We start from the raw sequence: 21987 nt of genomic DNA, 5'->3' as shown, positions 1-21987 counted from the left end.
TAAATTAATCACAAATATTGATTGTTTTAATAAAAATATGTGGCACCAAATCTTTTGAGAATATAACCGTCTAATTCTTCCCTATTATTAAATAGCAAAGATTCTTTTTCCGTTAAAAAATGATAATGGTCGCTATACGAACTTTTTCTAATTGTAAATGTAAGTGAAACATTCTTTTCTTCTTCATCTTTAAATTGAACAGTATTTTTATATACGGGTTTATACTTATATCTGTTAATTTCCTTTCCATCTTTCCTTACGATGATTAATGCATCATCTTTTATATTATGAAAATCTAAATTTTGATAATCGTATAGTCCTTTAGAACTCCAACATTCTCTACCTTTAGCCAGATAGGACTGTAACATTTCTTCTCTCGTGAATCCTGTTGTATAAACTTTAGCACCCACAATATTTAAAATACCACTGCTTAATTCATTCACCCTATTTTGCAACATAAACAAACCACCCTCTCTTTTTATTTCTTGCTATATAGTAAAATATATCCATATATGTAATCTAAAACAACAACTAACTTTGCTGGTTTTCTATTTTTTGTTTTGGCTCTGTTAAATTAGAGTGTTGATATTTGATACTTTTCCAAATTCTTAGTATAAAAACCAGAAAAGTTCTTCATATTGTCCAAAGGAAGCAATTTAAAGGAATAGCAGTAAAAAGGAGAATCCATTTGCTTTGGATTCTCCTTAAACTCTATGTATCAATTGATATTTGCACAAGCAAACTCATTTTAATTTTGAATGGCAATCGCCTGAGCTTGTTCGAATATTCTACTATCCCTTGTAAGGAAAGAATTAAAACAAAACAAAAAAAGAGGCTCCCTTTAAGTTCAATAACTTAAATGAAAAACCTCTTTAAAAATCTTAATTATCAATTTCGGTCACTTTTTCGGACACTACAGGTTGAGTAAAAACTTATAAATCCTTTTATATCAGGGTTTATAAGTAAGGATTACATCATGCCGCCCGTAAGCTGAGAGTGTGTAATATCTTTAACGATGTATGCCAAAAATGCGGTATATCAAGTTTTCACTAAATCCTGTCTGTAACATCTTTAACGAGAGTTTGCCTTTTTTCATGGGAGGGCGTTAGCAAAATGTTAGCATTTTGTTTATTAAATTCCTTAAGACTAAATTATGCTCGACACCAATCCATATTTGAACAAGTAAAGCGATGCTATTTAGGCATCGCTTTTTTAAATAAGAAAAGTATATATTTTAATATTCAAGTGCTACACACTGCTTTTAAACCTACTGGTAGCATCTCTTTTCAAGTTTACCTCTATGTTTTGAGCTGGACTACCCAAGACCTATCCAATTAATCTCAAAACTGCAATCGTTGTCACTATATATTGCTTTGGTTTTATAAGATTTTTTCTTACTTAAGCTTTTAATCCTGTTATTAATCTCTGCTTCATATACAATAATTAGCGAGATACATACCTAAATCGGTTTACATTCTAGGACATTGTTTAATCCCTTCAGGTTAATCTTTTATATAGTTCTTTCAATTTTGAGTTTCCAAGCATATTTGCACTTAAATTTTTCCATTCAGATTTTTGAAAAGATAACACTTCATCAACTCCGTTTATTTTTAATTTTGCCAAGAACGTATTGTTATCCTGTAAGAGATAAAACCAGTTATTTTCTATTATTCCTTTACCTTCAGGGTTCCACTTATCTGCTTGATTAATCATTTGAATGAATGTATTTACAGCTCCAATTACTTCATTTTTATAATGTGTTTCTAAGTCCATTTTTACCACCTCTTATTTGTATTCTTGACAAAAATACTTTAACGCGTATTTTTATTTTGTGAAAAATATATAAAAAAGTATGAAAACTACTAAGGGAATATTAGTAGTTTTCATACTTTTATTGATAAAACTCTTCTTTAACATTTATATTCCCAGTTCTATGTCCGTATTTTGAGAACTTATAACGGATATACATTGATATCTTATCCTCATGAGTGGATAAAATAATTTGTCTATCTGAGAAATCATTTCTTAGCAATTCAACAAATGAAGCCATATTTATTTCATCCATTGTTTGGATTGGGTCGTCTATTAGTAAAGTTCCTAGACCACTATTATTATAGACCTTATTCAATGCTAAAGAGAAAGCAAGTACGGTTGCGGATAACTGACCAGAACTAAATGAATGCATGATATCATGATCCGTTTTCTCAGGTGGAACGAAATTTATTGCTTTTAATTGAGGGTCATCAGTTTGTTCATTTGGGTCTTCTTTAATAAACACCCCTATACCTCTTTGATGATTTTGGATTATTTTCCCACTATAAATATAAAATGGTATTTCAATGTCACTAATCATCTTAGCACGGTACCCATTAATCTTTTCATTGTAAATACCAATTGAATCAGTAAGAGAATTTATGGATTCATCTACTAGCCTCAACTGATTGACTAATTTTTGATGCTTAATAAACGATTCACTCGCTTGCATATAGTACATATATTCAATATATTGTTTCTTTTGATCAATATTTGCTATATTTATACCTTTAAGTATCTCTTCATTGTTAGCAAAAATATTCCTATAAAATTCTTTATATTCATTAAATTTATCAATCTCTAGTATACTTTTAGAGAGTTTACCGTATAGGCTATCCTTTATACTCTCCACTCTCTCACTTAGATTTTTCACGTAATTCTTTTCTTTATTAAAGTAAGCCGAAATATCAATATTTAATTCACTAAAAAACTTCTTCGCTGCATTAAAATCAATATTTAAAAGCTTATACTCATGAAGTTGATTAAAGAAAGCATCATTGATGGATTTCTTTATAAATTCATCTAAATCGATGACCAACTGAGTCAAATATTTTTCATATAGATTATCAATTTCCTTAAGAATATTAGTAGAAGAATTATCAAGTTCCTCTTTTAATAATTCAGTTTTATTATCCATTTGTGTAATGAGGTCCTGGTATGATTCCCATTCTCTACCGCAAAGTGGACAATCGTTACCATCAATCTGTTTGCTTTTAATGTATTCATCATACTTTGAAACAAGGTCTTTTCTAGTTAAAAGTAACTTTTCTACTATCCGTGAGAGATTACTTGAATTCGTTCTTAAACCTTTAATAAAATTTACCTTTTGATTAAGATCTTCTTTACTAATAGTGAGCTTAAAATGTTCGTAGACTAAATTCCAATTTAAATCAGTTGTAAAGATTTCTTTATTTTCAATTTTCACTTTGATATTTTCAAACTTCTTTTTCAGATTATGAGAATTCTTTATTTGCTCGAACTCTTCTTCAAAATGTCCCAAAACAATTAATGCTGATAGTCTTTGATCCTTTGAAGCAATACCTCGAATCCTTTCGTTTTGGGACTCTAACATAAACTCAGCAAAATTAGTTAGTAGACCTTTTATAGCTTCTAGTTGTTCTAAATACGTTGCTTTATTTTCTTTATCCAAAGGTTTGATAATTTTTTGATCCCATACAATTTTATTGGAAGGAATGTTGATCAACTGAGAATATTCCACCTCAGATGATTGAGCATTTTCTTCGATAGTAGTAGAATCTATGGCAATTTCGCTAATTTTTTGATTTAAGCTTGTTTTATGACGGATCAATTTATTTTTAGCTTTTTCAAGAATATCCCGTTCGTTCATTTCAGATTCAATGTTAAAAAGTTTACTTATAGAATCCATTCGTTCTTTTTCATTTTTTTTCAGTAAATGACTTGATTCCTCTTGTTCAATATAATGGTATAAACCGAACTTAGATGCAAAATCAGAAATCCCAAATAGTTCCTCAATAGTAGTCTGAGACGACTTATTTCTATTTGTTAAGTTCTCTTCAAAATCTCCAAGCAAATGGACAGTATAGTCAAAATCAAATGGTCTCTTTCTGGATCTATTTAGTGAACTCGGTTCAATCTTCCGTCCAACAATGATCCTTTCAATTAAGTCGAAATCAGCGTCAAATACCTCTAGTTCAACTTTTAAAATAATTGGTTTAAATTGATCTTTAGCAAACAGGTAATCGTCATATCCTCTGTTTCCAACATTTATTTTTAATTGTTTAATTCTTCTAATGCTGCCTGTCAATATAAGTTCTATGACATCATAAATACTGGTTTTACCAAACCCGTTTGGTCCATCAAGAACTGTAACCGTTTGATTCTTAAATCCAAGACATGCTTTTTCTATCGACTTGAAATTTTCAATATAGACCCTTGAGATTTTTATTACATTATTCATTGTGTTCAACCCCTAGCGTAGTTAAGATACCGTCAATATGAAGTTCTCGATCATTTGAATGTTGTTCGAGTATTAAATTAACTATTCTTGCTTGAGTTTGATTGAGGCTTTCGTCTATTTCATGTTTTAAACTTACTAGTCTCTTTTGCTTTATAAGCACACTTAGAAATGGTAATTTTATGAATAACTTTGTTACTAAATCGTACAATAAAACTTCCTGCTTTTCAGTAGTACTTCTATCTTCTTCTTTCTTTTTAAAGTAAGCAAATAACTTTTTCTCTTGCAATAGGTTATTTAGTGTTGTAGTTAGAGGTACTTCAGTTTTTTCTTTTAAATGTCTTTCCAAAGCTTCAACTTGACTTTGGGTATATGTAAGTACATATTTCTTAAAGTCGTAAGGGTCTTCTTCTAGGTTATAAATATATCTTATCTGTTCTTTTGAATAATTTATAGATTCGGTCTCAAGTAGTAGCAGAAAGGAAAGATTCTTATCTATGCCTGTTACATTCATTTCTTCAAGAATAGATTCAAAACATTGATCTAATTGTTCCTTTAAACTATCAAGATTTACCTCTCCCTCTTTAAAGTTAGCAACTAGATAGAAATCAAATTTATTATTATTTGTCCTTGTTAAAAAAGAGAAGTTTGCTGAAAAGTTACCTCTTAGGTTAATTCTTTCATTCATTTCAAATTCTGCTTCTTTGAAGATACTATTAATTAGGTTATACATATGGCTTAAATTCCTCCATAGCAGTATTTATATCCATAAATTTTATTTTTTTAGGACCAGTAAATTTCTCCTTATTCTGATTCTCTGTATCCGATTCCACTTCTGTAATGGTTCCTCTATACTCCTCATTAATTGATTTGTTGATATACGTCTCCACTTCAAAAAGCAGTTCTAATAGAGCTCCATCATTATTAAAATTATTGAAGATATCCTTGCCTACTTTGGAACAAGCATTCTTACCCTCTGTTAAAATAAGAGTAATCAAGTTAGATGTCTTACTTTTCTTTATTAGAAGAATATCGTTTTTTAACCTTGCTGCTTCTAACAAATGATGGAAAGTAAATATACACTCAAATAACATCTGCTTAACACCATGCTGATCAATTAGCCTTTTGTATTCTGATATACTAATAGAATCTGACTTTTTTATAGAGATGTTGGGTGCAATTTTCCTACAAATGAGCACAAAATCTTCAGAGGCCAATAGTTTTAATACATCTATATGATGGGTCCAAATGCTTGCTTTTTCTTCATCTGCTTCAAGGTCAATTCCTTGTTCTTCACAGTACTCTTCAAAATATGTAGTTAAATCGTCCATAAGTAAACTGGCAACTGTTTCATTCGTTAGATTAAATACACTATCACTCTGAAGAATTTTTAGTACTTCAGTAAATGCAATAACTGGATTTGTTTGCTTTTTCATATGAATATCAGCTATGAGATTATTAATTGTATGTAGTAAGTTTGAGTAAGCATAATCAATATTCTCACTACTAATTGCTGAGGAATCCCTATGTATATCATTTTGAAGAAATACCTTTATTTGTTCTCTTATTTTGTCGTTAATTTCATCAACTTGAACAACCCTATGAACATTTACCTCCCCATTCTCCACATTAATTTTAAGCTTATCCCATGCCTCATTGAATTTATTTTCTTCAAATAGTAACGTTTTAAAATGATTTAATAAGTCTTTCTTTTTATTAGGTTCATAAGCAATTAAGTCCCCTTTCAAATCTGTAACAGTAAAAGCTTTTATATTAATTGCTGTATGTAAACTTGCTTCTTTTACAGTTGGTTCAATCATTGTTTTCCCTAATAATTCAAGAATTGTTGCTTTATAACCACCAATAGTTTCCTTGTCTTGATAAGACTTTACTTGATGTATTGAAAAATATTGATCTTTGTACTTAATAGAAAAATCTTCAAACCACTCTATTTCAAGAGTGTAATAATTTACATCTTCATTTTCAGCAGTTAGTTGGTTTATTAAACAAAGCATTGTATATACTGCAATTTTCCCTTGATATGTATATCCATTCCAAGATGATGCAGCACTTGCACAAGCTACGTTAGTCCAATTAGTTACCATATCAGTAGATTCCATATATCCTCCCAGTTTTAATTTCTATCTAATTATTAAGTGTTTATTAATATAAGAATGTTCTACATTTATTTAATTTTCTAAGATTAATATTACCAATATATCGCAAAATTTGTAACATCCTTCCTACAAATTGTTCATAATATGTCATTTTCTCAAGAAATATATATTTTATTTTTTCTAGTTATAACCCATTTAGTTTCTAATAAAACTAAACTGACCATGGAGTCGTTATTTGAAGCTTTGGGATTAGGTTAAATACTTTCCTGTTACGATATCATGGAATTAATATCTAAAAGATACTCTAAAGCACCCATTGCACCTGACAACCCCATGGTACTCATCACAGATGTATTCATCTCTAGATTTCATTGAAAAGTTAGAAAATCGTAGAAAACTAAACAAAACAAATCCATTCGCTTCCTCATTTCCCAACGAAAAGAATTGTTCATTCCGAAGTCGGTATAATGTAAATTTTGTAACACAATATTTTGGAAAGTGAGGTTATTCAATGAAATGAAGGTCATTTTTACAGAAGAGGATGCAAGTACAAAAGGAAAAAATGCACTTGTGGCTCCAAGTGGGCTTTTATGATTGATATTGGTATTGATCCAGTTACTGGTAAACGGAAACAAAAAGGAAAAGGGGGTTTTAAGACTAAGCAAGAAGCTGAAGCAGCTGCTATCGCTCTTATTCATGAGGTAGAATAAGGAATGTATGTAGAAGAAATCAATCAAACCTTCAGTGACTTTTCAAAAGAATGGCTTGCCATCTATAGGGATTCAAAAGAAGTGAAACCGGGAACGATTCGTGTCAGACTGCATGAAATAGGGAAATTGATGCCCTATTTTGCTCAGTTAAAATTAAAGGATATAACAAGGAAGAGATATCATGATGCATTAAATGATTTAAAAGAACAAGGTTATTCTAATAGCACGATGGAGGGCATACATCGAACCTGATGAATGATTTTCCGAAAGGCGCTGGAAATGGAGATGATAAAAAAGGATCCAACAGAGTATGCCTATCTAAAAAAAGATAAGAAAACAATTGAGCAATTAGAGGAAGAAGAAGTTCCTAAATACCTTGAAAAAGAAGAACTTGCTATGTTTCTTAAAACCGCGAGGGAACAGGGACTTGAGTTAGACTACTTAATGTTCCTTATCCTGTCATACACCGGAATAAGGGTTGGAGAATTAATTGCCCTTAAATGGAAAGATATTGACTTTAATAACCATACGATAAGCATTACCAAAACATACTACAATCCAACTAATAATACACTGGAGTATCAGTTAGTCACACCAAGACGAGAAAATCACGACGAAAAATTTTTGTAGACGAAGAGGCGATTAAAACATTGAAGGAGCATAAAAAAACTCAATATCAAGTCATTGAACAGTTAGGGGATTGCAGAACTAAACCCTGAGTTAACACCGCTCCTCATTAAGGCATACACATACGTCGCTTCTTGCCGAAGCTAGTGTCTCACTCGAACAGATTATGGGCAGACTTGGACATTCCAATGACCAAATCACGAAAAATGTCTATCTCTATGTTACCCAAGAAAATGAAAAAAGAAGCTTCCCAAAAGTTCAGCGAACTTATGAGAAGCCTCCGTTAATATCCTCAATGTTAGCATTCCACTCTCATCTTACTCACAAACCCTTATATATCAAGGGATTGACGGGGCTATTACATCATGCCGCCCATTCCACCCATGCCGCCCATGTCAGGCATCATTGGAGCTTTGTCTTCTGGTTTGTCAGCAACAACTGCTTCAGTTGTTAAGAACATGGCTGCAACAGATGCAGCATTTTGAAGAGCTGAACGTGTAACCTTAGTTGGGTCAACGATACCAGCTTCGATCATGTTTACCCACTCGCCGGATGCTGCGTTGAAGCCTGTGCCAACTGTTTCACGCTTTAAGCGATCAACGATGACAGATCCTTCAAGACCAGCATTTTGAGCGATTGTGCGAACAGGCTCTTCCATCGCACGTAATACGATGTTGATTCCTGTTGCAATGTCGCCTTCCGCTTGAACTTCAGCCACTTTGCTGTATACGTTTAGAAGGGCAACACCACCACCGGAAACGATACCTTCTTCAACTGCTGCACGAGTAGCGTTCAAAGCGTCTTCGATACGAAGCTTGCGCTCTTTTAATTCAGTTTCAGTCGCAGCACCAACTTTGATTACGGCAACACCGCCAGCTAATTTAGCTAGACGCTCTTGTAATTTTTCACGGTCAAATTCAGAAGTTGTTTCTTCTAATTGAACACGGATTTGGTTAACGCGAGCTGCAATTTCTGCAGATTCTCCTGCACCTTCAACGATTGTTGTGTTTTCTTTTGTCACAACTACTTTAGAAGCGCGTCCTAAAGAATCGATTGTTGCAGTTTTCAATTCACGTCCAAGCTCTTCAGTGATCACTTCACCGCCAGTTAACGCAGCGATATCTTCAAGCATTGCTTTACGACGGTCACCAAAGCCAGGAGCCTTAACAGCTACTGCATTGAATGTTCCGCGAAGCTTGTTCACTACTAACGTAGAAAGGGCTTCACCTTCAACATCTTCAGCAATCAACAATAATGGCTTGCTTTGTTGAACCACTTGCTCAAGAACTGGAAGAATTTCCTGAATGCTTGAGATTTTTTTGTCAGTGATTAAGATATATGGATTTTCTAACACAGCTTCCATTTTATCTGTATTGGTTACCATGTAGGCAGAAGTGTAGCCACGGTCAAACTGCATACCTTCGACAACATCCAATTCAGTTGTAAAGCCTTTAGATTCTTCGATTGTGATAACGCCGTCGTTGCCAACGCGCTCCATTGCTTCAGCGATTAATTCGCCTACTTCTTTATCGTCAGAAGAAATCGCAGCAACCTGTGCGATTGACTCTTTTCCTTCGATTTGTTTTGAAATAGCTTTTAATTCTTCAACAGCAGAAGCAACTGCTTTTTCGATCCCTTTACGGATACCCATTGGGTTGGCACCAGCTGTAACGTTCTTTAAGCCTTCGCGAATCATCGCTTGCGCAAGAACCGTTGCAGTTGTTGTACCGTCACCGGCAACATCGTTTGTCTTGCTTGCAACTTCAGCCACAAGCTTTGCACCCATATTTTCGAATGCATCTTCTAATTCAATTTCTTTAGCGATGGTTACACCATCATTTGTGATTAGCGGTGAACCAAATTTTTTCTCAAGTACCACGTTACGTCCTTTAGGTCCAAGAGTTACTTTAACTGTATTTGCAAGGGCATCAACACCACGAAGCATGGCGCGGCGTGCATCTTCACTAAACATAATATCTTTAGCCATCGTTCAAAAAACCTCCTCGTATTTTTTAATCTTTTATTTTTTTAAAAAATCCCTTACTCACCAATTACAGCAAGGATATCGTTTTCACGTAATAGTAAATATTCTGTACCCTGGTATTTTACTTCCGTACCAGCGTATTTTGAGAAGATAATGCGGTCGCCCACAGCAACTTCAAGTGCAACACGTTCTCCACTTTCAAGGACGCGGCCAGTGCCAACGGCAACAACTTTTCCTTCCTGAGGCTTTTCCTTCGCTGAATCTGGTAATACGATACCGCTTGCAGTTTTTTCTTCTGATTCAACAAGCTCAATGACAATGCGATCACCTAATGGTCTTAACAAATCAAACAACCTCCTCAAAAATATATGTAATTCTGACATTATTAGCACTCTCTAACCTTGAGTGCTAACACAATTATTATAATAAAGAATCTGAAAATCTTTTGCAAGTAAGAAGCATAAATTTTTTCATTTTTTTACAACCTTACAAGTATGTGAAAAGCGGAAATTTCTATACTTCATTTTCCTAATAATGTTCCTCAAAATTGAAACTTTCCTGTATTTAAGAGTAGAATAATAAGATAGTGTAGGAAATTTGGAATGGATTTAAAAGGAGATTACAAATTTGAAAAGGGAATATTGGATTATCATAATCGTTTACATTGTGATGCAGTTTTCCAGCCTAATCGGACTTCCTGTATTGATGTTGGGCTTTAAATCTTTAGGAATTAGCCAAAATCTTGCTATTCCTATTTGGCTCATTGCCAGTTTTTCGCTTGCCTTACTAATCATCCTTTTTTTACTGCGAAAGGAAATCAAGGAAGATAGCTTTAACAAACGAGACCATACTTTTGGATATTCAGTCATGTGGGCTTTTTTAGGAGTCTTTTTAGCTCTTTTTGCTCAGTACGTCGCAGCCATTATCGAAACTCTCTTAGGGATTAAGATGGGCTCTGAAAATACGCAGCATATCCTTCGAATCATCGACTTATTCCCGTTGGCCATCATTGTAACGAGCATTATCGGACCGATATTAGAAGAAATCGTCTTTCGAAAAATTATTTTTGGTGTCCTGCATAAACGGTTTAACTTCTTTATCTCAGCATTGATTAGTTCTGTAATCTTTGCTCTGGCCCATCAAGAGCCGGTGCATATTCTACTTTATTCGGCCATGGGCTTTACGTTTGCTTTTCTTTATGTAAAAACTGGGCGTATTGCCGTGCCGATTTTTGCCCACGTCACGATGAACACCATGGTTGTCTTGGTTCAAACTGTTTACAAAGATGATATTGACAGATTAAGACGTGAGGCTGAAGCGGTTCAAAACTTTATCGGAGGCTTTCTATGAGACGTTCACCCTTGTTTTCCGGATTAATTTACTTCCTGCTTGGCGGGCTATTTACTTACTTTGCCATTGATGATGTGCAGAAAAACGGTTGGGGCTTCTTCAGCTATCTCCTGATTTTATTAGCCACATTTGATTTCGGCTCAGGCTTAAAAATGATTGCTTTTCATTTTAGATATAAGAATCAACAAAAAAAATAATGAAAGGGACCCTAATTGTGCATGGGTCCCTTTCATTTATTTTTTCCCCTGTTCACTCAATTTCTTGCCTGTTGATCACCATTCGCTCTTTCCCCAAAATAAAGATAAACAGGAAGGCTAAGCCCGCGGGAACTAGCGCCCAGGTAAAGGTGTGAACGATTGAACTGGAAAGGGCATTCGTGATTTTTTCCAATATTGGTGCTGGAATCTGGCTTCTTGCCTGCTCCGATAACAATTGCCGCGAATCACCTTTAGGTATTGGTCCCATCCCAGAAAAAGCATCAGCTAATTTCCCGCTAAAATTATTTCTCTGAATCATTCCAAATACCGTAATACCTACCGTCATGCCGAGCGAGCGAATAAAGTTACTTGTCGAGGTAGCCGAGCCCCGTTGCTCCATGCCAAATGGATGAATCGCCGCCATGCTCAAAACAGAAAATGAGAAACCGACACCCAAACCAATCACAACCATATAGATTGTCAGCAACGCCCTGCTTGTATCCGGTGTGATCGTGCTTAACAATAAAAATCCGATAATCAAAATGACACCCGATAAAAACATGATGTTCCGATAGCTCATTTTTGTTGTCAAAAATCCACCGACCTGTGCCGTTATCACCGATCCCAGCATCATGGGCAACAAAATAAGCCCTGAATTGGTGGCACTGCCGCCATAAACCCCCTGGACAAAAATCGGGATATATACTGTTGCCGCCATAAACGCGGCCCCGTAAAACAAGCCAACGATCGTACTTCCGGCAAACAGTTGGTTTTTAAACATCGAAAAAGAAATGATTGGATCCTTCGCTTTTGTCTCAACGAATAAAAAGAGTAGAAATAGTGCTGCAAATCCTGTGAATAAACTTAAAATGACACTAGAATCCCAATCATATTTCTGTCCGCCAAGTTCCAGGGCAAACATTAAACAAACCACGGCTCCAATTAAGGTCACTGCTCCCCACCAATCAATTGATTGCTTTTGGTGAATAGGCGATTCTTTGTAGGAGATGACAATAAAAATCAGCGACAAAATCCCAAGTGGTAAATTAATATAGAAAATCCAATGCCAGCTAATATGGTCAGTAATATATGCCCCGAGCAATGGACCAAAAATACTCGACAAGCCAAATACTGCTCCAAACAAGCCGCCCATTTTCCCGCGCTTTTCAGGAGGAAAGAGGTCAAACATGATCGTAAACGCGATCGGCACTAGCGCGCCACCGCCTACCCCCTGAATAGCACGGTAAATACTTAATTGTGTAATGTTCTCTGCTGTCCCGCACAACGCAGAACCTGCCATAAACAATATTAATCCAAAAATAAAGAACCGCTTCCGGCCATACATATCCGATAGTTTGCCGAAAATCGGCATCCCCGCCATTTCCGCTACCATATAGGCAGAAACCACCCAAACGAAGCTCTCGAGCCCACCGAGGTCACCGACAATCGTTCCCATCGCAGTAACTACTATCGTATTATCCATCGATGCCATTAAAATCCCCAATAATAACCCTGCAACAACCAATCCTAGCTTACTATCCTTTGCTACCATCCTATTCTCCTTTGTTTTTTTGACTTTGTTTTATCGTTGATGAAGGGTCATGAGCCAATTCATTAGTGTACTCCACCAATCCAATTTGGCAACCAGGGCCAATTTTGACCATATTGCCTCGAACTATATCGGCTTTCGTATTTTCTAAATAAACATCATCCCCTTCGATTACTTTAGCCGTTAGGAATCCTACCTCTTTTCCAAAAGGAAACAGAGAATTTTTCTTTCTCTTAACTGTGATTTTTCCGCCACCGATTTCTTCTGCTGAGCTCTGGCCAAAGCGCAATCCCACCATAATCGTATCAGCCGTTAATAATCCCTTGATTTCAAAATCTCCGCTTGAATCGAACCTTTCATATTCAACATCACCATTGACCACGATGCTCCCTTTAATGGTTGCTTCATCTCCACTGAGCTTTTCACCCACTTCCAGCAACCCGAGAATCTTCACTTTTTTCAAATAGGCTTTACCATCGACCTTCATGGTCCCCATGACAAGCGTTTCCTTCACTTCGATATTCCCTTGGAATTCTGCCTCACCAATTATTTTTACTGAGCCTGCTGTAACATTCTCGACGGATTCGCTCGTGCCATAGACATTAAAAATTGAACATTCCACATCATTAACGATCGTACCTTCTCCTCTGATGCTGATTTTATCGTAACGGCCGCCGGGGTAACTTCCTGATCCATTAATAATAAGATTTTCGCTTTTTCCCATTTTCTTCTCCCTCCCATTAAGCCTTTCTGCTTTCACCTACAATGGCATTTTTATCCTGTGAAAATTCTTCTGTGTATTCAACTACGCCAATATGACAATTAGGACCAATCCTAACCTGGTTACCACGGACGACTTTTGCTATCGTATTTTCAAGTTCAATTCTGTCTCCTTCAATTAAATCCGTTTCTAATTGGGTTTTAAAAAAAGGCTTGAAGATAGTGCCCATGAAAGATCCTTTATGTTGTTTTACGATGATCGTTTGCCCGCCGATTTCTTGTGCTTTACATTCTCCATAGATCTCAATATCTACTTGATCCGCGTTTAAAAGTCCGCCAATAGTAAACCGGTATTGTGCTTTAAACGTTTCAGCCTCACAATCTTCTCCAATCGTCAGAATGCCCCTTAGTTTAATTTCCTCAGCTTTTACTTTTCCGCCAACAGAGGCTTTACCTGAAACCTGTAATTGTTTCGCATACAGATTTTGCCCAATTTTTGCTGTTCCGTCCACCGTAAACTTCTGACTTTCGATTGTTCCTTTAAAACTGGCATTCCCGCTTACCTTAGCTGTATTTGCTGTAACATTGCCATTGACCGTACCTGAACCATTGCATTCAAATTCACTACACTCCAAATCACTGTTAACTGTTCCTCGTCCATTTAAGGTAACAAGATGGAACTGCCCACCGTTTGATGCCCCAATACCATTAATGACCAAATCTCCTCTATTTTTTGTTTCCATCACGATTCTCCTTTACAATAATTTCGATTTAATTTCTTCCATACAGGTCATCAGTGCGAGAGTCGTGACAACTTTCGTTCCTCGCTCAAAATGAGCAGCTTCGGTATTCAATAATAAAAGACACGATGACACTCCTAGTTTTCGCGTAAATACCAATTCACAGCTTTTTTGCTTGATATGCTGCGCATTGTCCTTTAATACCTGTAAGAGCATTTTCCCCTCATCTAAATTAATTTCACCTGACTGAAGCAGCTTTTCTAATATATATACTTCAAGGATTCTCGGAAAATTAAATATCTTCACGCCTTTATCGTTCTCTAGATAAAAATTCATTACTTCAATTGAAACAATGTTACGTTTTATTAAATCATCCTTTTCCAACTGCAAATCACTAATATTTGGAGAAAACATATCGGCTAGCTCATCCAATGACAAATTTTCCTTCATTGTTTGAATTTTATTGATTCTTTCTAAGATCTTTTCCTTTGGAAAGAAAGTTTCTTGCCCCGTAAATGTGGATTTCCGAATAAACCATTCTTCAGGAATGAGATCCTTCCGTTTCCAGCGATATAGCTGTCCATACGATATTCCAGCAATATCTAATAAATCCTTCTTAGAAATTAACTCCTCACTCATATTGAAAACCCCTTTCTATTTTCAATGTAACATAACACTGTTACGTTTGTAAAGCAGCAAAAAGACCTTCAAGCACAAAAGGCGCAAGCGCCCGTTTAGGGCGTATGGACTGGAGCGCTCCAACTGAGATAAAGGAAACACGAAGAGCGATAGCGATTCGATGTTGACTTATCGTAGGGCGGAGAGCGAAGTACACTAGCCGCTGGGCGCTGGAGCTGGATTCAGAGAACTATTTCAATTTATCCACAATTAATTATCTTATAATTTCCTATACAACAAAAAAAGGGCTTTTCACGAGTAGATATTCGTGAAAAACCCTTTATGCTACTATTCTTCTTCTATTTCCCCAGTCGGATAGTGCTTTAAAAAGTAAATCAGTGATTGCAGTTCTACTGCTAGGTCGATATGGTGAACCCGAATGGCGGGAGGAACATTTAACCTTGCCGGAGTAAAATTTAATATCCCTTTCACATTGGCCTTCACAAGTCGGTCCGTGATCATTTGAGCAACAGGAGCAGGAACCGTTAGAATCGCCACAGATATTTGTTCCTCGACAATCACCTTCTCTAATTCATCCATGTGAAAAACTGGTACCTCACGGATCATCGTTCCCATTTTGGCCGGATCGACATCGAAAGCACACGCTATTTTCGTATTATTATTTTTTAAAAAATTATAGTTTAAAAAGGCAGTTCCGAGATTACCGACTCCTATTAACGCAACCTTTGTTAATTCATCTTGGTCTAAGGTTTTCCGGAAAAAGGATAATAAGTAATTGACGTTATAGCCATAGCCCTTTTTCCCTAAAGCACCAAAATAGGAGAAATCCCTGCGAATGGTTGCTGAGTCCACTTTCACCGCCTCGCTCAATTCTGCGGAAGAGACCCTTTGTTTACCGGAAGAATGGAGGTTTTTTAAAAATCGATAGTAGAGGGGCAGCCGTTTTGCTGTCGCCTGTGGTATTTTCATCGTTTCATTACTCATAATCTCCCACACCCCTTGAATGATTTAGTTACATTTCATTTAACTTGTTCGGTTCTTTTATAATCGCCGTTTTTGCCGCCCGTTTTCTCGACTAAATAGGTCAGTCCAATGACCATGCCTTTATCCACTGCTTTACACATATCATACACGGTTAAGGCACAAGCTGACGCCGCTGTTAACGCTTCCATTTCCACACCCGTGTTACCTTTGGTTTTTACCGCTGCTGCAATATGTAAATGATATTGATCTTGTTGATCTTCTTCCCATGAGAAGGAAATATTAACTCCTGTTAATGGAATCGGATGGCACATTGGAATCAGATCCCATGTTTTTTTTGCCGCCATAACCCCAGCAACCTGGGCCACAGCCAGGACATCGCCTTTTTTCATTTCATTATTAGTTATTTTTCCAAAAATTTCTTTACTAACAGTTATGCTTGAATGAGCAAGAGCGGTCCGAGCCGTTTCCGGTTTTTCGCTGACGTCGACCATCTTTGCTCTGCCTTCTTCATTAAAATGTGTAAAATTTGCCATAAATAAATCCTCCCAAAAAAATCATACACTATTTTTTAGTTATTGTGTGTGAAACTTTGAACTAATTCATACATTTTTTCAGAAAATCATGTCTCACACGCCGCTATAGGTCTGCCCTTTATTGCCGTCATTGCCGGAATAAGGTACACTATTCCTATGTAATAGAGGTGAATTAGAATGATTTTATTGCAGGTCAATCAACTACAAAAATATTATGGTGCTGACCTTATTTTATCGAATATAAAGCTAGAATTACAAACCCGGGACCGCGCGGCACTTGTTGGCCGCAATGGTGCAGGGAAATCGACATTGTTAAAAATCATTGCCGGACAATTGTCTCATGATGGCGGGGATATTATCAAGCCAAAAGAAGTGACCATCGGTTATTTAGCACAAAATACTGGTTTAGAATCAAATTTATCCATTTGGGAAGAAATGATAACCGTTTTCGAACCGCTTCAATTGATGGAAAAATCACTGCGCAGGCTTGAAAATCAAATGGCTGACCCAAGTATGTTAGGAGACAACACAAGATACGAACGTGTTCTTAAAGAATATGACGAGCTCCAAGTGAAATTTAAGGAACAAGGTGGATATCAATACGAGGCCGATATTCGCTCCGTGCTGCATGGGCTAAATTTCCGCGAAAGTTCTTTGCTGATTTCAAGTTTAAGTGGTGGGCAGAAAACCCGTCTTGCCTTAGGGAAATTGCTATTAACGAAACCTGATATCTTAATTTTGGACGAGCCTACCAACCATCTTGACATCGAAACCCTTTCCTGGCTTGAGCAATATTTACAGAGCTATGATGGTGCGATATTAATTGTCTCCCATGACCGCTATTTTTTAGATAAAGTTGTCACCCAAGTTTACGAAGTATCCCGCAAAAAAATTCAAAGATTTCCGGGTAACTATAGTTCTTACCTTGACCAAAAAGCGGCCAATTATGAGCGTGATATGAAGCTTTTCGAAAAACAACAGCAAGAGGTAGCCAATCTCCAGGACTTTATCCAACGGAACCTGGCACGCGCATCGACGACGAAGCGAGCACAAAGCCGCCGGAAAAAGCTTGAGAAAATGGAGACTATGGACCGTCCCTTAGGTGATGAAAAGTCCGCAACCTTCTCGTTTGAAATTGAAAAACAAAGTGGAAATGACGTTCTAATGGTAGATTCGCTTGCGGTTGGTTACGACGGGGAAAAAGTTTCGGATGCCATCACCTTTCGGGCTTATAAGGGAGAAAGCATTGCCCTTGTTGGCCCAAATGGAATCGGTAAATCGACTCTGTTAAAAACAGTTATCAAAAAACTACCTGCGCTTGCAGGAGCCATACAATATGGGACAAACCTTTCAATCGGGTACTATGACCAGGAACAGGCTGAATTGACCTCGAATAAACGCGTGTTAAATGAACTTTGGGATGATTACCCATTAAAAAGTGAAAAAGAAATCCGGACAGTTCTCGGCAATTTTTTATTTTCCGGCGATGATGTCCTGAAAATTGTCTCTACCTTAAGCGGCGGAGAGAAGGCACGGCTTGCACTTGCTAAACTGATGTTAGAAAAAGCAAATGTGTTAATATTAGACGAACCAACCAACCATCTAGACCTTGATAGCAAGGAAGTCCTCGAGAACGCCTTGATTGATTACCCTGGAACGATTTTATTCGTTTCACATGATCGGTATTTCATTAACCGTATTGCTACAAAAGTATTGGAATTGAGCCGTGAGGGAAGCACTGAATATCTTGGTGACTATGATTATTATTTAGAGAAGAAACTTGAAAAGGAAGAACTCGAAGCACTTGCTTTAGCAGCGTCGGTAAAAAAAGCAGCAGATGTGGAAGCTAAAGAGAAAAATAAATATCAACAGGATAAGGATAGTAAAAGGCTTGAACGGCAGCGAAAAAGAAAATTGGATGGAATTGAGTTACGAATAGAGGAGCTTGAAGAACAAATTAGCGTTTATGAGCAGCAATTATGCGCACCGGAGATTTTTCAAGACCACGAAAAAGTATTAGAAATCAACTTAAAAAGTGAAAAAGCTAAGATAGAGCTCGAGCAATTGATGGAAGAATGGGCAGAACTGGCTGAATAATTGTGATAACCGGACTGATTAGTCCGGTTTTTTTACTATTTCTTTCCTGAAATAGCTAGGCTGCTGAATATATGAACCAATTTTAGTGGGCTATCGACAAATCTTGATCGATATTAACAAATCCCTGGAATCTATCGACAAATTATCGTAGGATAATAACAATTTATTAAAAATAACACCCTTGTCCACAACCTTATTCACATTTCAAACAGCTTATTTTTAAACAGTTAATTAACTTTTACACATTATCCACAATAAACACCGTTTTTATCCACAATACCCACAGTTACATACCCACTTATCAACAACTCATGGTATTTTGTTTCAACTTTTTCAAAAAATTATCCACATTATTCTGCAAATTAACGTTTTCCGAAACCTTAATCCTATTTAAACAAACGTTTGATTAGTTTTTTTATAAGATAAAAAAACTCGCCGATTGGCGAAGTCAGAGGTGTAGTTGCACGTATACCTGATAGGAAATGATACTTTCCTGTCGGCCAAAAAAGCCCTCCAGTAGAAGGGCTAATTATTATAAATTTCGATATCTAGTCCCGGATTCGCATTCAGGGAAAGCTCTGCTCGGATTCCTTTTTCGAACATCACACTTCCAGCCGCAGCAATCATCGCAGCATTATCGGTACACAATGATAAAGGAGGAATCACTAATTCTACCCTACTATTATCAGCGAAAGCCTTTTCTAAAGCGGCTCTTAATCCTTTATTCGCTGCTACACCGCCAGCTACTAATACCTGGTTCACGCCGTACTCAGCTACAGCTCTTTCCGTCTTCTTCACTAACACTTCAATGACGCTTGCTTGGAAGCTCGCCGCAAGATCCTCAGGGGCTATCGATTCTCCCCGTTGTTCCGCATTGTGAACCGTATTTATTACTGCCGATTTCAAGCCGCTAAAGCTAAAATCATACGATCCTTCCTCTAACCAAGCACGCGGTAAATCAATCGTCGGGCTACCTTCCTGCGCCATGCGGTCAATATGAGGTCCGCCGGGATACGGCATATTTAATGTCCTCGCTACCTTATCATAAGCCTCACCGGCAGCATCATCCCTTGTTTCACCGATTATATCAAAATGACCGTGCTCTTTCATATATACAAGCTCAGTATGTCCCCCAGAAACAACTAGGGCTAAAAGAGGAAACTTCAACTCAGTTACCAGTCTGTTCGCATAAATATGCCCGGCAATATGATGGACCGGTACAAGTGGTTTGTTATGAGCAAAGGCAAGTGCCTTCGCAGCATTAACCCCGATTAACAGGGCCCCTACTAATCCCGGGCCTTCTGTAACAGCTATCGCATCGATTTCTGCAAATGTAACATTTGCTTGCTTCAATGCTTCTTCAATCACAATTGTTATTTGTTCAACATGATGGCGCGAAGCAATTTCAGGAACCACACCACCAAAACGTTTATGGCTTTCAATTTGTGATGCGACAATATTTGCGGCAATTTCACGGCCATTTTTAATAATCGCGACTGCGGTCTCATCACAACTCGTTTCGATTCCTAGTATCAATAGATCTTTTTTCATAAATTCACCCACATAATTAGTGCATTTTCCTGATTATCAGAATAATAATTTTTACGAATCCCACCGTTTTGAAACCCGAGTTTCCGATAAAGTGATTGTGCTACATGATTCGTTACCCTGACCTCAAGTGTCATTTTTCTTGCTCCCATCTCCCTGGACATTGACATTAACTTACTCATTAATGCCTCTCCGAGTTTCTTACCTCTATAGCCCGGTAAGACGGCCACATTTGTCACATGTGCCTCATCTATCACGACCCATGTCCCACAATATCCAATGACTTTATTATTTTCTTCAATAACAATATAGACAGCAAATTTATTATTATATATTTCATTATAAAAAGCTTCCCGGCTCCATGGCGTTGTAAACGAGGCATGTTCCACTTCTAAAACTTGGTCAATATCCTCTTCCCTCATATAACGAAAAACGTAAGAATCTACCATTTTCCTCTTATCCTATCCATTTGAAATTTTCCCTTTTGCTTCTAACCACTTTGCTTCCGCTTCAGCTAAACGGATATAATTCGGTACAAAGGAATGTATATCTTCCCCTTGTATATCTCTGCCTAACAATGCAAGTTCCGACGGACGTGGATTGTGTTCCGTGATACTTGCAAAAATGGCTTTTGTTCCTAACAACTCTTCAATCTTAGCTCTATGAATGGGGAGATCATTTCCAACAAATAAAATCGGTTTGCTTAATTCCGTTAATTTCCCTGCCCAGTCGGCTAACATAACCAACTGATCCTGCTCCACCGTTGTCAGATTGCCATTTTGAAACTGATATAGTGCTGTGTAGACTTGTCCCCTCCTCGCGTCAAATAATGGTGATACATAGCCTTCAAAGTATCTTCCTGTACCTGACGCTAAAATTTCCAGACTAGAAATTCCAACAAGCGGTATCTGTAAAGTCCATGCTAATGTTTTAGCAATCGTAACACCGATTCTTACTCCCGTATAAGAACCAGGACCCTTTGCTACCACAATTTTCGTTAAATCAGCAGGTACCCTTTCACAATCCTTCATAAGCGTCTGAATAGCCGGCATAATTCGCACGGAGTGGTTCTTTTTTAAATTAGTAATATACTCGCCAAGTATCTGATTATCTTCTAAAAGCGCTACCCCTAACGCATAGTTAGAAGTATCGATCGCTAATATTGTCATCGAAAAATCTCCTTACATAATTGCTCATATCTCTCACCCATTGGTGATAAAACCATTTTCCTTGTATCCCCTTCGCCACGGTACAAGAAAATGGTCAGCCTTTCATGAGGAAGTTGCTCCTCAATCAAATGGGCCCATTCCACTACAGTTACTCCATCACCTTCAAAGTATTCTTCAAAACCCAAGTCTTCAAAAGCATCAGCTACGCGGTAAACATCCATATGATATAGTGGCAGCTTCCCTTTATATTCTTTAATAATTGTAAACGTTGGGCTATTTACGGTCTTTTTTATCTCCAACCCTTTAGCCAAACCTTTTGTAAAGGTTGTTTTGCCAGCACCTAAATCGCCTTCAAGAGCAATGACATCTCCTGCTTTTAAAAATGAGGCCAACCGTTCTGCGAACTGAGAAGTTTCATCAGTATTCATTGTATTTAGTTCTAATTGATTCATCCAATCACCTTTATACTTTAACATAACTATCCTATATCTTCATTTTACCCTTATTTATGTGCAAAAAAAACCTTAGGATATCTCCTAAGGATACTTATTTCATTTGAAGTTTACATGATTTATGAAAAAAAAATGAGAACTACCTATTAAAAGGCATAAAAAAAGACGAAACCCTGTTTCGTACTTAGTTTACAAACTATAATGGCGGTCCGGACGGGACTCGAACCCGCGACCTCCTGCGTGACAGGCAGGCATTCTAACCAACTGAACTACCGGACCATATTGCGGGGACAGGATTTGAACCTGCGACCTTCGGGTTATG

At 37.0% G+C, this 21987-nt stretch carries 20 protein-coding genes, 1 tRNA gene and 1 pseudogene; 4 read left to right on the top strand and 18 right to left on the bottom strand.

Annotated features, from left to right (window positions below; genetic code table 11):
• Positions 1-26: 26 nt before the first annotated feature.
• The 5 genes from M5A78_RS11355 to M5A78_RS11335 all read right to left on the bottom strand — a co-directional run bounded on the left by M5A78_RS11355 (position 27) and on the right by M5A78_RS11335 (position 6369).
• Positions 27-458 (bottom strand): hypothetical protein, encoded by a 432-nt coding sequence (locus M5A78_RS11355; protein ID WP_248735386.1) that lies wholly within the window; start codon positions 456-458, stop codon positions 27-29.
• 1039 nt (positions 459-1497) lie between these two features.
• Complete coding sequence (locus tag M5A78_RS11350; RefSeq protein ID WP_248735385.1) at positions 1498-1773, bottom strand: hypothetical protein; 276 nt, start codon at positions 1771-1773, stop codon at positions 1498-1500.
• 118 nt (positions 1774-1891) lie between these two features.
• Positions 1892-4252 (bottom strand): AAA family ATPase, encoded by a 2361-nt coding sequence (locus M5A78_RS11345; protein WP_248735384.1) that lies wholly within the window; start codon positions 4250-4252, stop codon positions 1892-1894.
• Positions 4245-4982, bottom strand: coding sequence for an ABC-three component system middle component 1 (locus tag M5A78_RS11340; RefSeq protein WP_248735383.1), 738 nt, complete (start codon positions 4980-4982; stop codon positions 4245-4247). Before M5A78_RS11340 ends, M5A78_RS11345 begins: the two co-directional genes overlap by 8 nt.
• A complete protein-coding gene (locus M5A78_RS11335; RefSeq protein ID WP_248735382.1) occupies positions 4975-6369 on the bottom strand; it encodes an ABC-three component system protein in 1395 nt (464 codons plus the stop codon). The genes M5A78_RS11340 and M5A78_RS11335 overlap by 8 nt, the downstream gene beginning before the upstream one ends.
• 587 nt (positions 6370-6956) lie before the next feature.
• Here M5A78_RS11335 and M5A78_RS25105 point away from each other — a divergent pair.
• Positions 6957-7990, top strand: a pseudogene (locus M5A78_RS25105) (tyrosine-type recombinase/integrase).
• A gap of 71 nt (positions 7991-8061) precedes the next feature.
• On the opposite strand, the gene groL reads toward M5A78_RS25105, so the two are convergent.
• Positions 8062-9690 (bottom strand): chaperonin GroEL, encoded by a 1629-nt coding sequence (gene groL, locus M5A78_RS11315; protein WP_248735378.1) that lies wholly within the window; start codon positions 9688-9690, stop codon positions 8062-8064.
• 53 nt (positions 9691-9743) lie between these two features.
• Positions 9744-10031, bottom strand: a complete 288-nt coding sequence (groES, locus tag M5A78_RS11310; protein ID WP_024027274.1) for a co-chaperone GroES — start codon at positions 10029-10031, stop codon at positions 9744-9746.
• Positions 10032-10314: 283 nt separating this feature from the next.
• Here groES and M5A78_RS11305 point away from each other — a divergent pair, with 283 nt between their 5' ends.
• Both M5A78_RS11305 and M5A78_RS11300 read left to right on the top strand, forming a co-directional pair.
• Entirely contained in the window at positions 10315-11037 is a 723-nt protein-coding gene (locus tag M5A78_RS11305; protein WP_248735377.1) for a CPBP family intramembrane glutamic endopeptidase, read from the top strand.
• A complete protein-coding gene (locus M5A78_RS11300; RefSeq protein ID WP_248735376.1) occupies positions 11034-11234 on the top strand; it encodes a YdiK family protein in 201 nt (66 codons plus the stop codon). The genes M5A78_RS11305 and M5A78_RS11300 overlap by 4 nt, the downstream gene beginning before the upstream one ends.
• A gap of 52 nt (positions 11235-11286) precedes the next feature.
• Here the strand turns inward: M5A78_RS11300 and M5A78_RS11295 are convergent, their stop codons facing one another.
• The 6 genes from M5A78_RS11295 to moaC all read right to left on the bottom strand — a co-directional run bounded on the left by M5A78_RS11295 (position 11287) and on the right by moaC (position 16399).
• Positions 11287-12786 carry an MDR family MFS transporter gene (locus M5A78_RS11295; RefSeq protein ID WP_248735375.1) on the bottom strand — a complete coding sequence of 500 codons (1500 nt, stop codon included), beginning with the start codon at positions 12784-12786 and terminating at the stop codon, positions 11287-11289.
• Between the two features lies 1 nt (position 12787).
• On the bottom strand, positions 12788-13507 hold the full coding sequence (locus M5A78_RS11290) for a cytoplasmic protein (protein WP_248735374.1): 720 nt from the start codon (positions 13505-13507) through the stop codon (positions 12788-12790).
• Between the two features lie 16 nt (positions 13508-13523).
• Positions 13524-14246, bottom strand: a complete 723-nt coding sequence (locus M5A78_RS11285) for a bactofilin family protein (RefSeq protein WP_248735373.1) — start codon at positions 14244-14246, stop codon at positions 13524-13526.
• 12 nt (positions 14247-14258) lie between these two features.
• Positions 14259-14882 carry a YhbD family protein gene (locus M5A78_RS11280; RefSeq protein ID WP_248735372.1) on the bottom strand — a complete coding sequence of 208 codons (624 nt, stop codon included), beginning with the start codon at positions 14880-14882 and terminating at the stop codon, positions 14259-14261.
• A gap of 327 nt (positions 14883-15209) precedes the next feature.
• Positions 15210-15866: a redox-sensing transcriptional repressor Rex gene (locus M5A78_RS11275; protein WP_248735371.1), complete on the bottom strand. Its 657-nt coding sequence runs from the start codon at positions 15864-15866 to the stop codon at positions 15210-15212.
• Between the two features lie 35 nt (positions 15867-15901).
• Positions 15902-16399, bottom strand: a complete 498-nt coding sequence (gene moaC / locus M5A78_RS11270; RefSeq protein ID WP_248735370.1) for a cyclic pyranopterin monophosphate synthase MoaC — start codon at positions 16397-16399, stop codon at positions 15902-15904.
• Positions 16400-16576: 177 nt separating this feature from the next.
• On the opposite strand from moaC, the gene M5A78_RS11265 reads away from it, so the two are divergent.
• Positions 16577-18496, top strand: a complete 1920-nt coding sequence (locus tag M5A78_RS11265; protein ID WP_248735369.1) for an ABC-F family ATP-binding cassette domain-containing protein — start codon at positions 16577-16579, stop codon at positions 18494-18496.
• Between the two features lie 525 nt (positions 18497-19021).
• Here M5A78_RS11265 and tsaD read toward each other — a convergent pair.
• The 5 genes from tsaD to M5A78_RS11240 form a co-directional block, all read right to left on the bottom strand.
• Positions 19022-20047: a tRNA (adenosine(37)-N6)-threonylcarbamoyltransferase complex transferase subunit TsaD gene (gene tsaD, locus M5A78_RS11260; RefSeq protein ID WP_248735368.1), complete on the bottom strand. Its 1026-nt coding sequence runs from the start codon at positions 20045-20047 to the stop codon at positions 19022-19024.
• Entirely contained in the window at positions 20044-20493 is a 450-nt protein-coding gene (gene rimI, locus M5A78_RS11255; RefSeq protein WP_248735367.1) for a ribosomal protein S18-alanine N-acetyltransferase, read from the bottom strand. The genes tsaD and rimI overlap by 4 nt, the downstream gene beginning before the upstream one ends.
• Positions 20494-20505: 12 nt before the next feature.
• Positions 20506-21213, bottom strand: a complete 708-nt coding sequence (gene tsaB / locus M5A78_RS11250; protein WP_248735366.1) for a tRNA (adenosine(37)-N6)-threonylcarbamoyltransferase complex dimerization subunit type 1 TsaB — start codon at positions 21211-21213, stop codon at positions 20506-20508.
• On the bottom strand, positions 21210-21665 hold the full coding sequence (tsaE, locus tag M5A78_RS11245; protein ID WP_248735452.1) for a tRNA (adenosine(37)-N6)-threonylcarbamoyltransferase complex ATPase subunit type 1 TsaE: 456 nt from the start codon (positions 21663-21665) through the stop codon (positions 21210-21212). Before tsaE ends, tsaB begins: the two co-directional genes overlap by 4 nt.
• A gap of 202 nt (positions 21666-21867) precedes the next feature.
• A tRNA-Asp gene (locus tag M5A78_RS11240) sits at positions 21868-21944 on the bottom strand.
• Positions 21945-21987 lie beyond the last annotated feature (43 nt).

The organism is Neobacillus rhizosphaerae, assembly GCF_937468385.1.
Taxonomy (GTDB): domain Bacteria; phylum Bacillota; class Bacilli; order Bacillales; family Cytobacillaceae; genus Neobacillus; species Neobacillus rhizosphaerae.
Note: the sequence above shows the minus strand (reverse complement) of the source record. Positions and strands in the feature narration are given on the sequence as shown.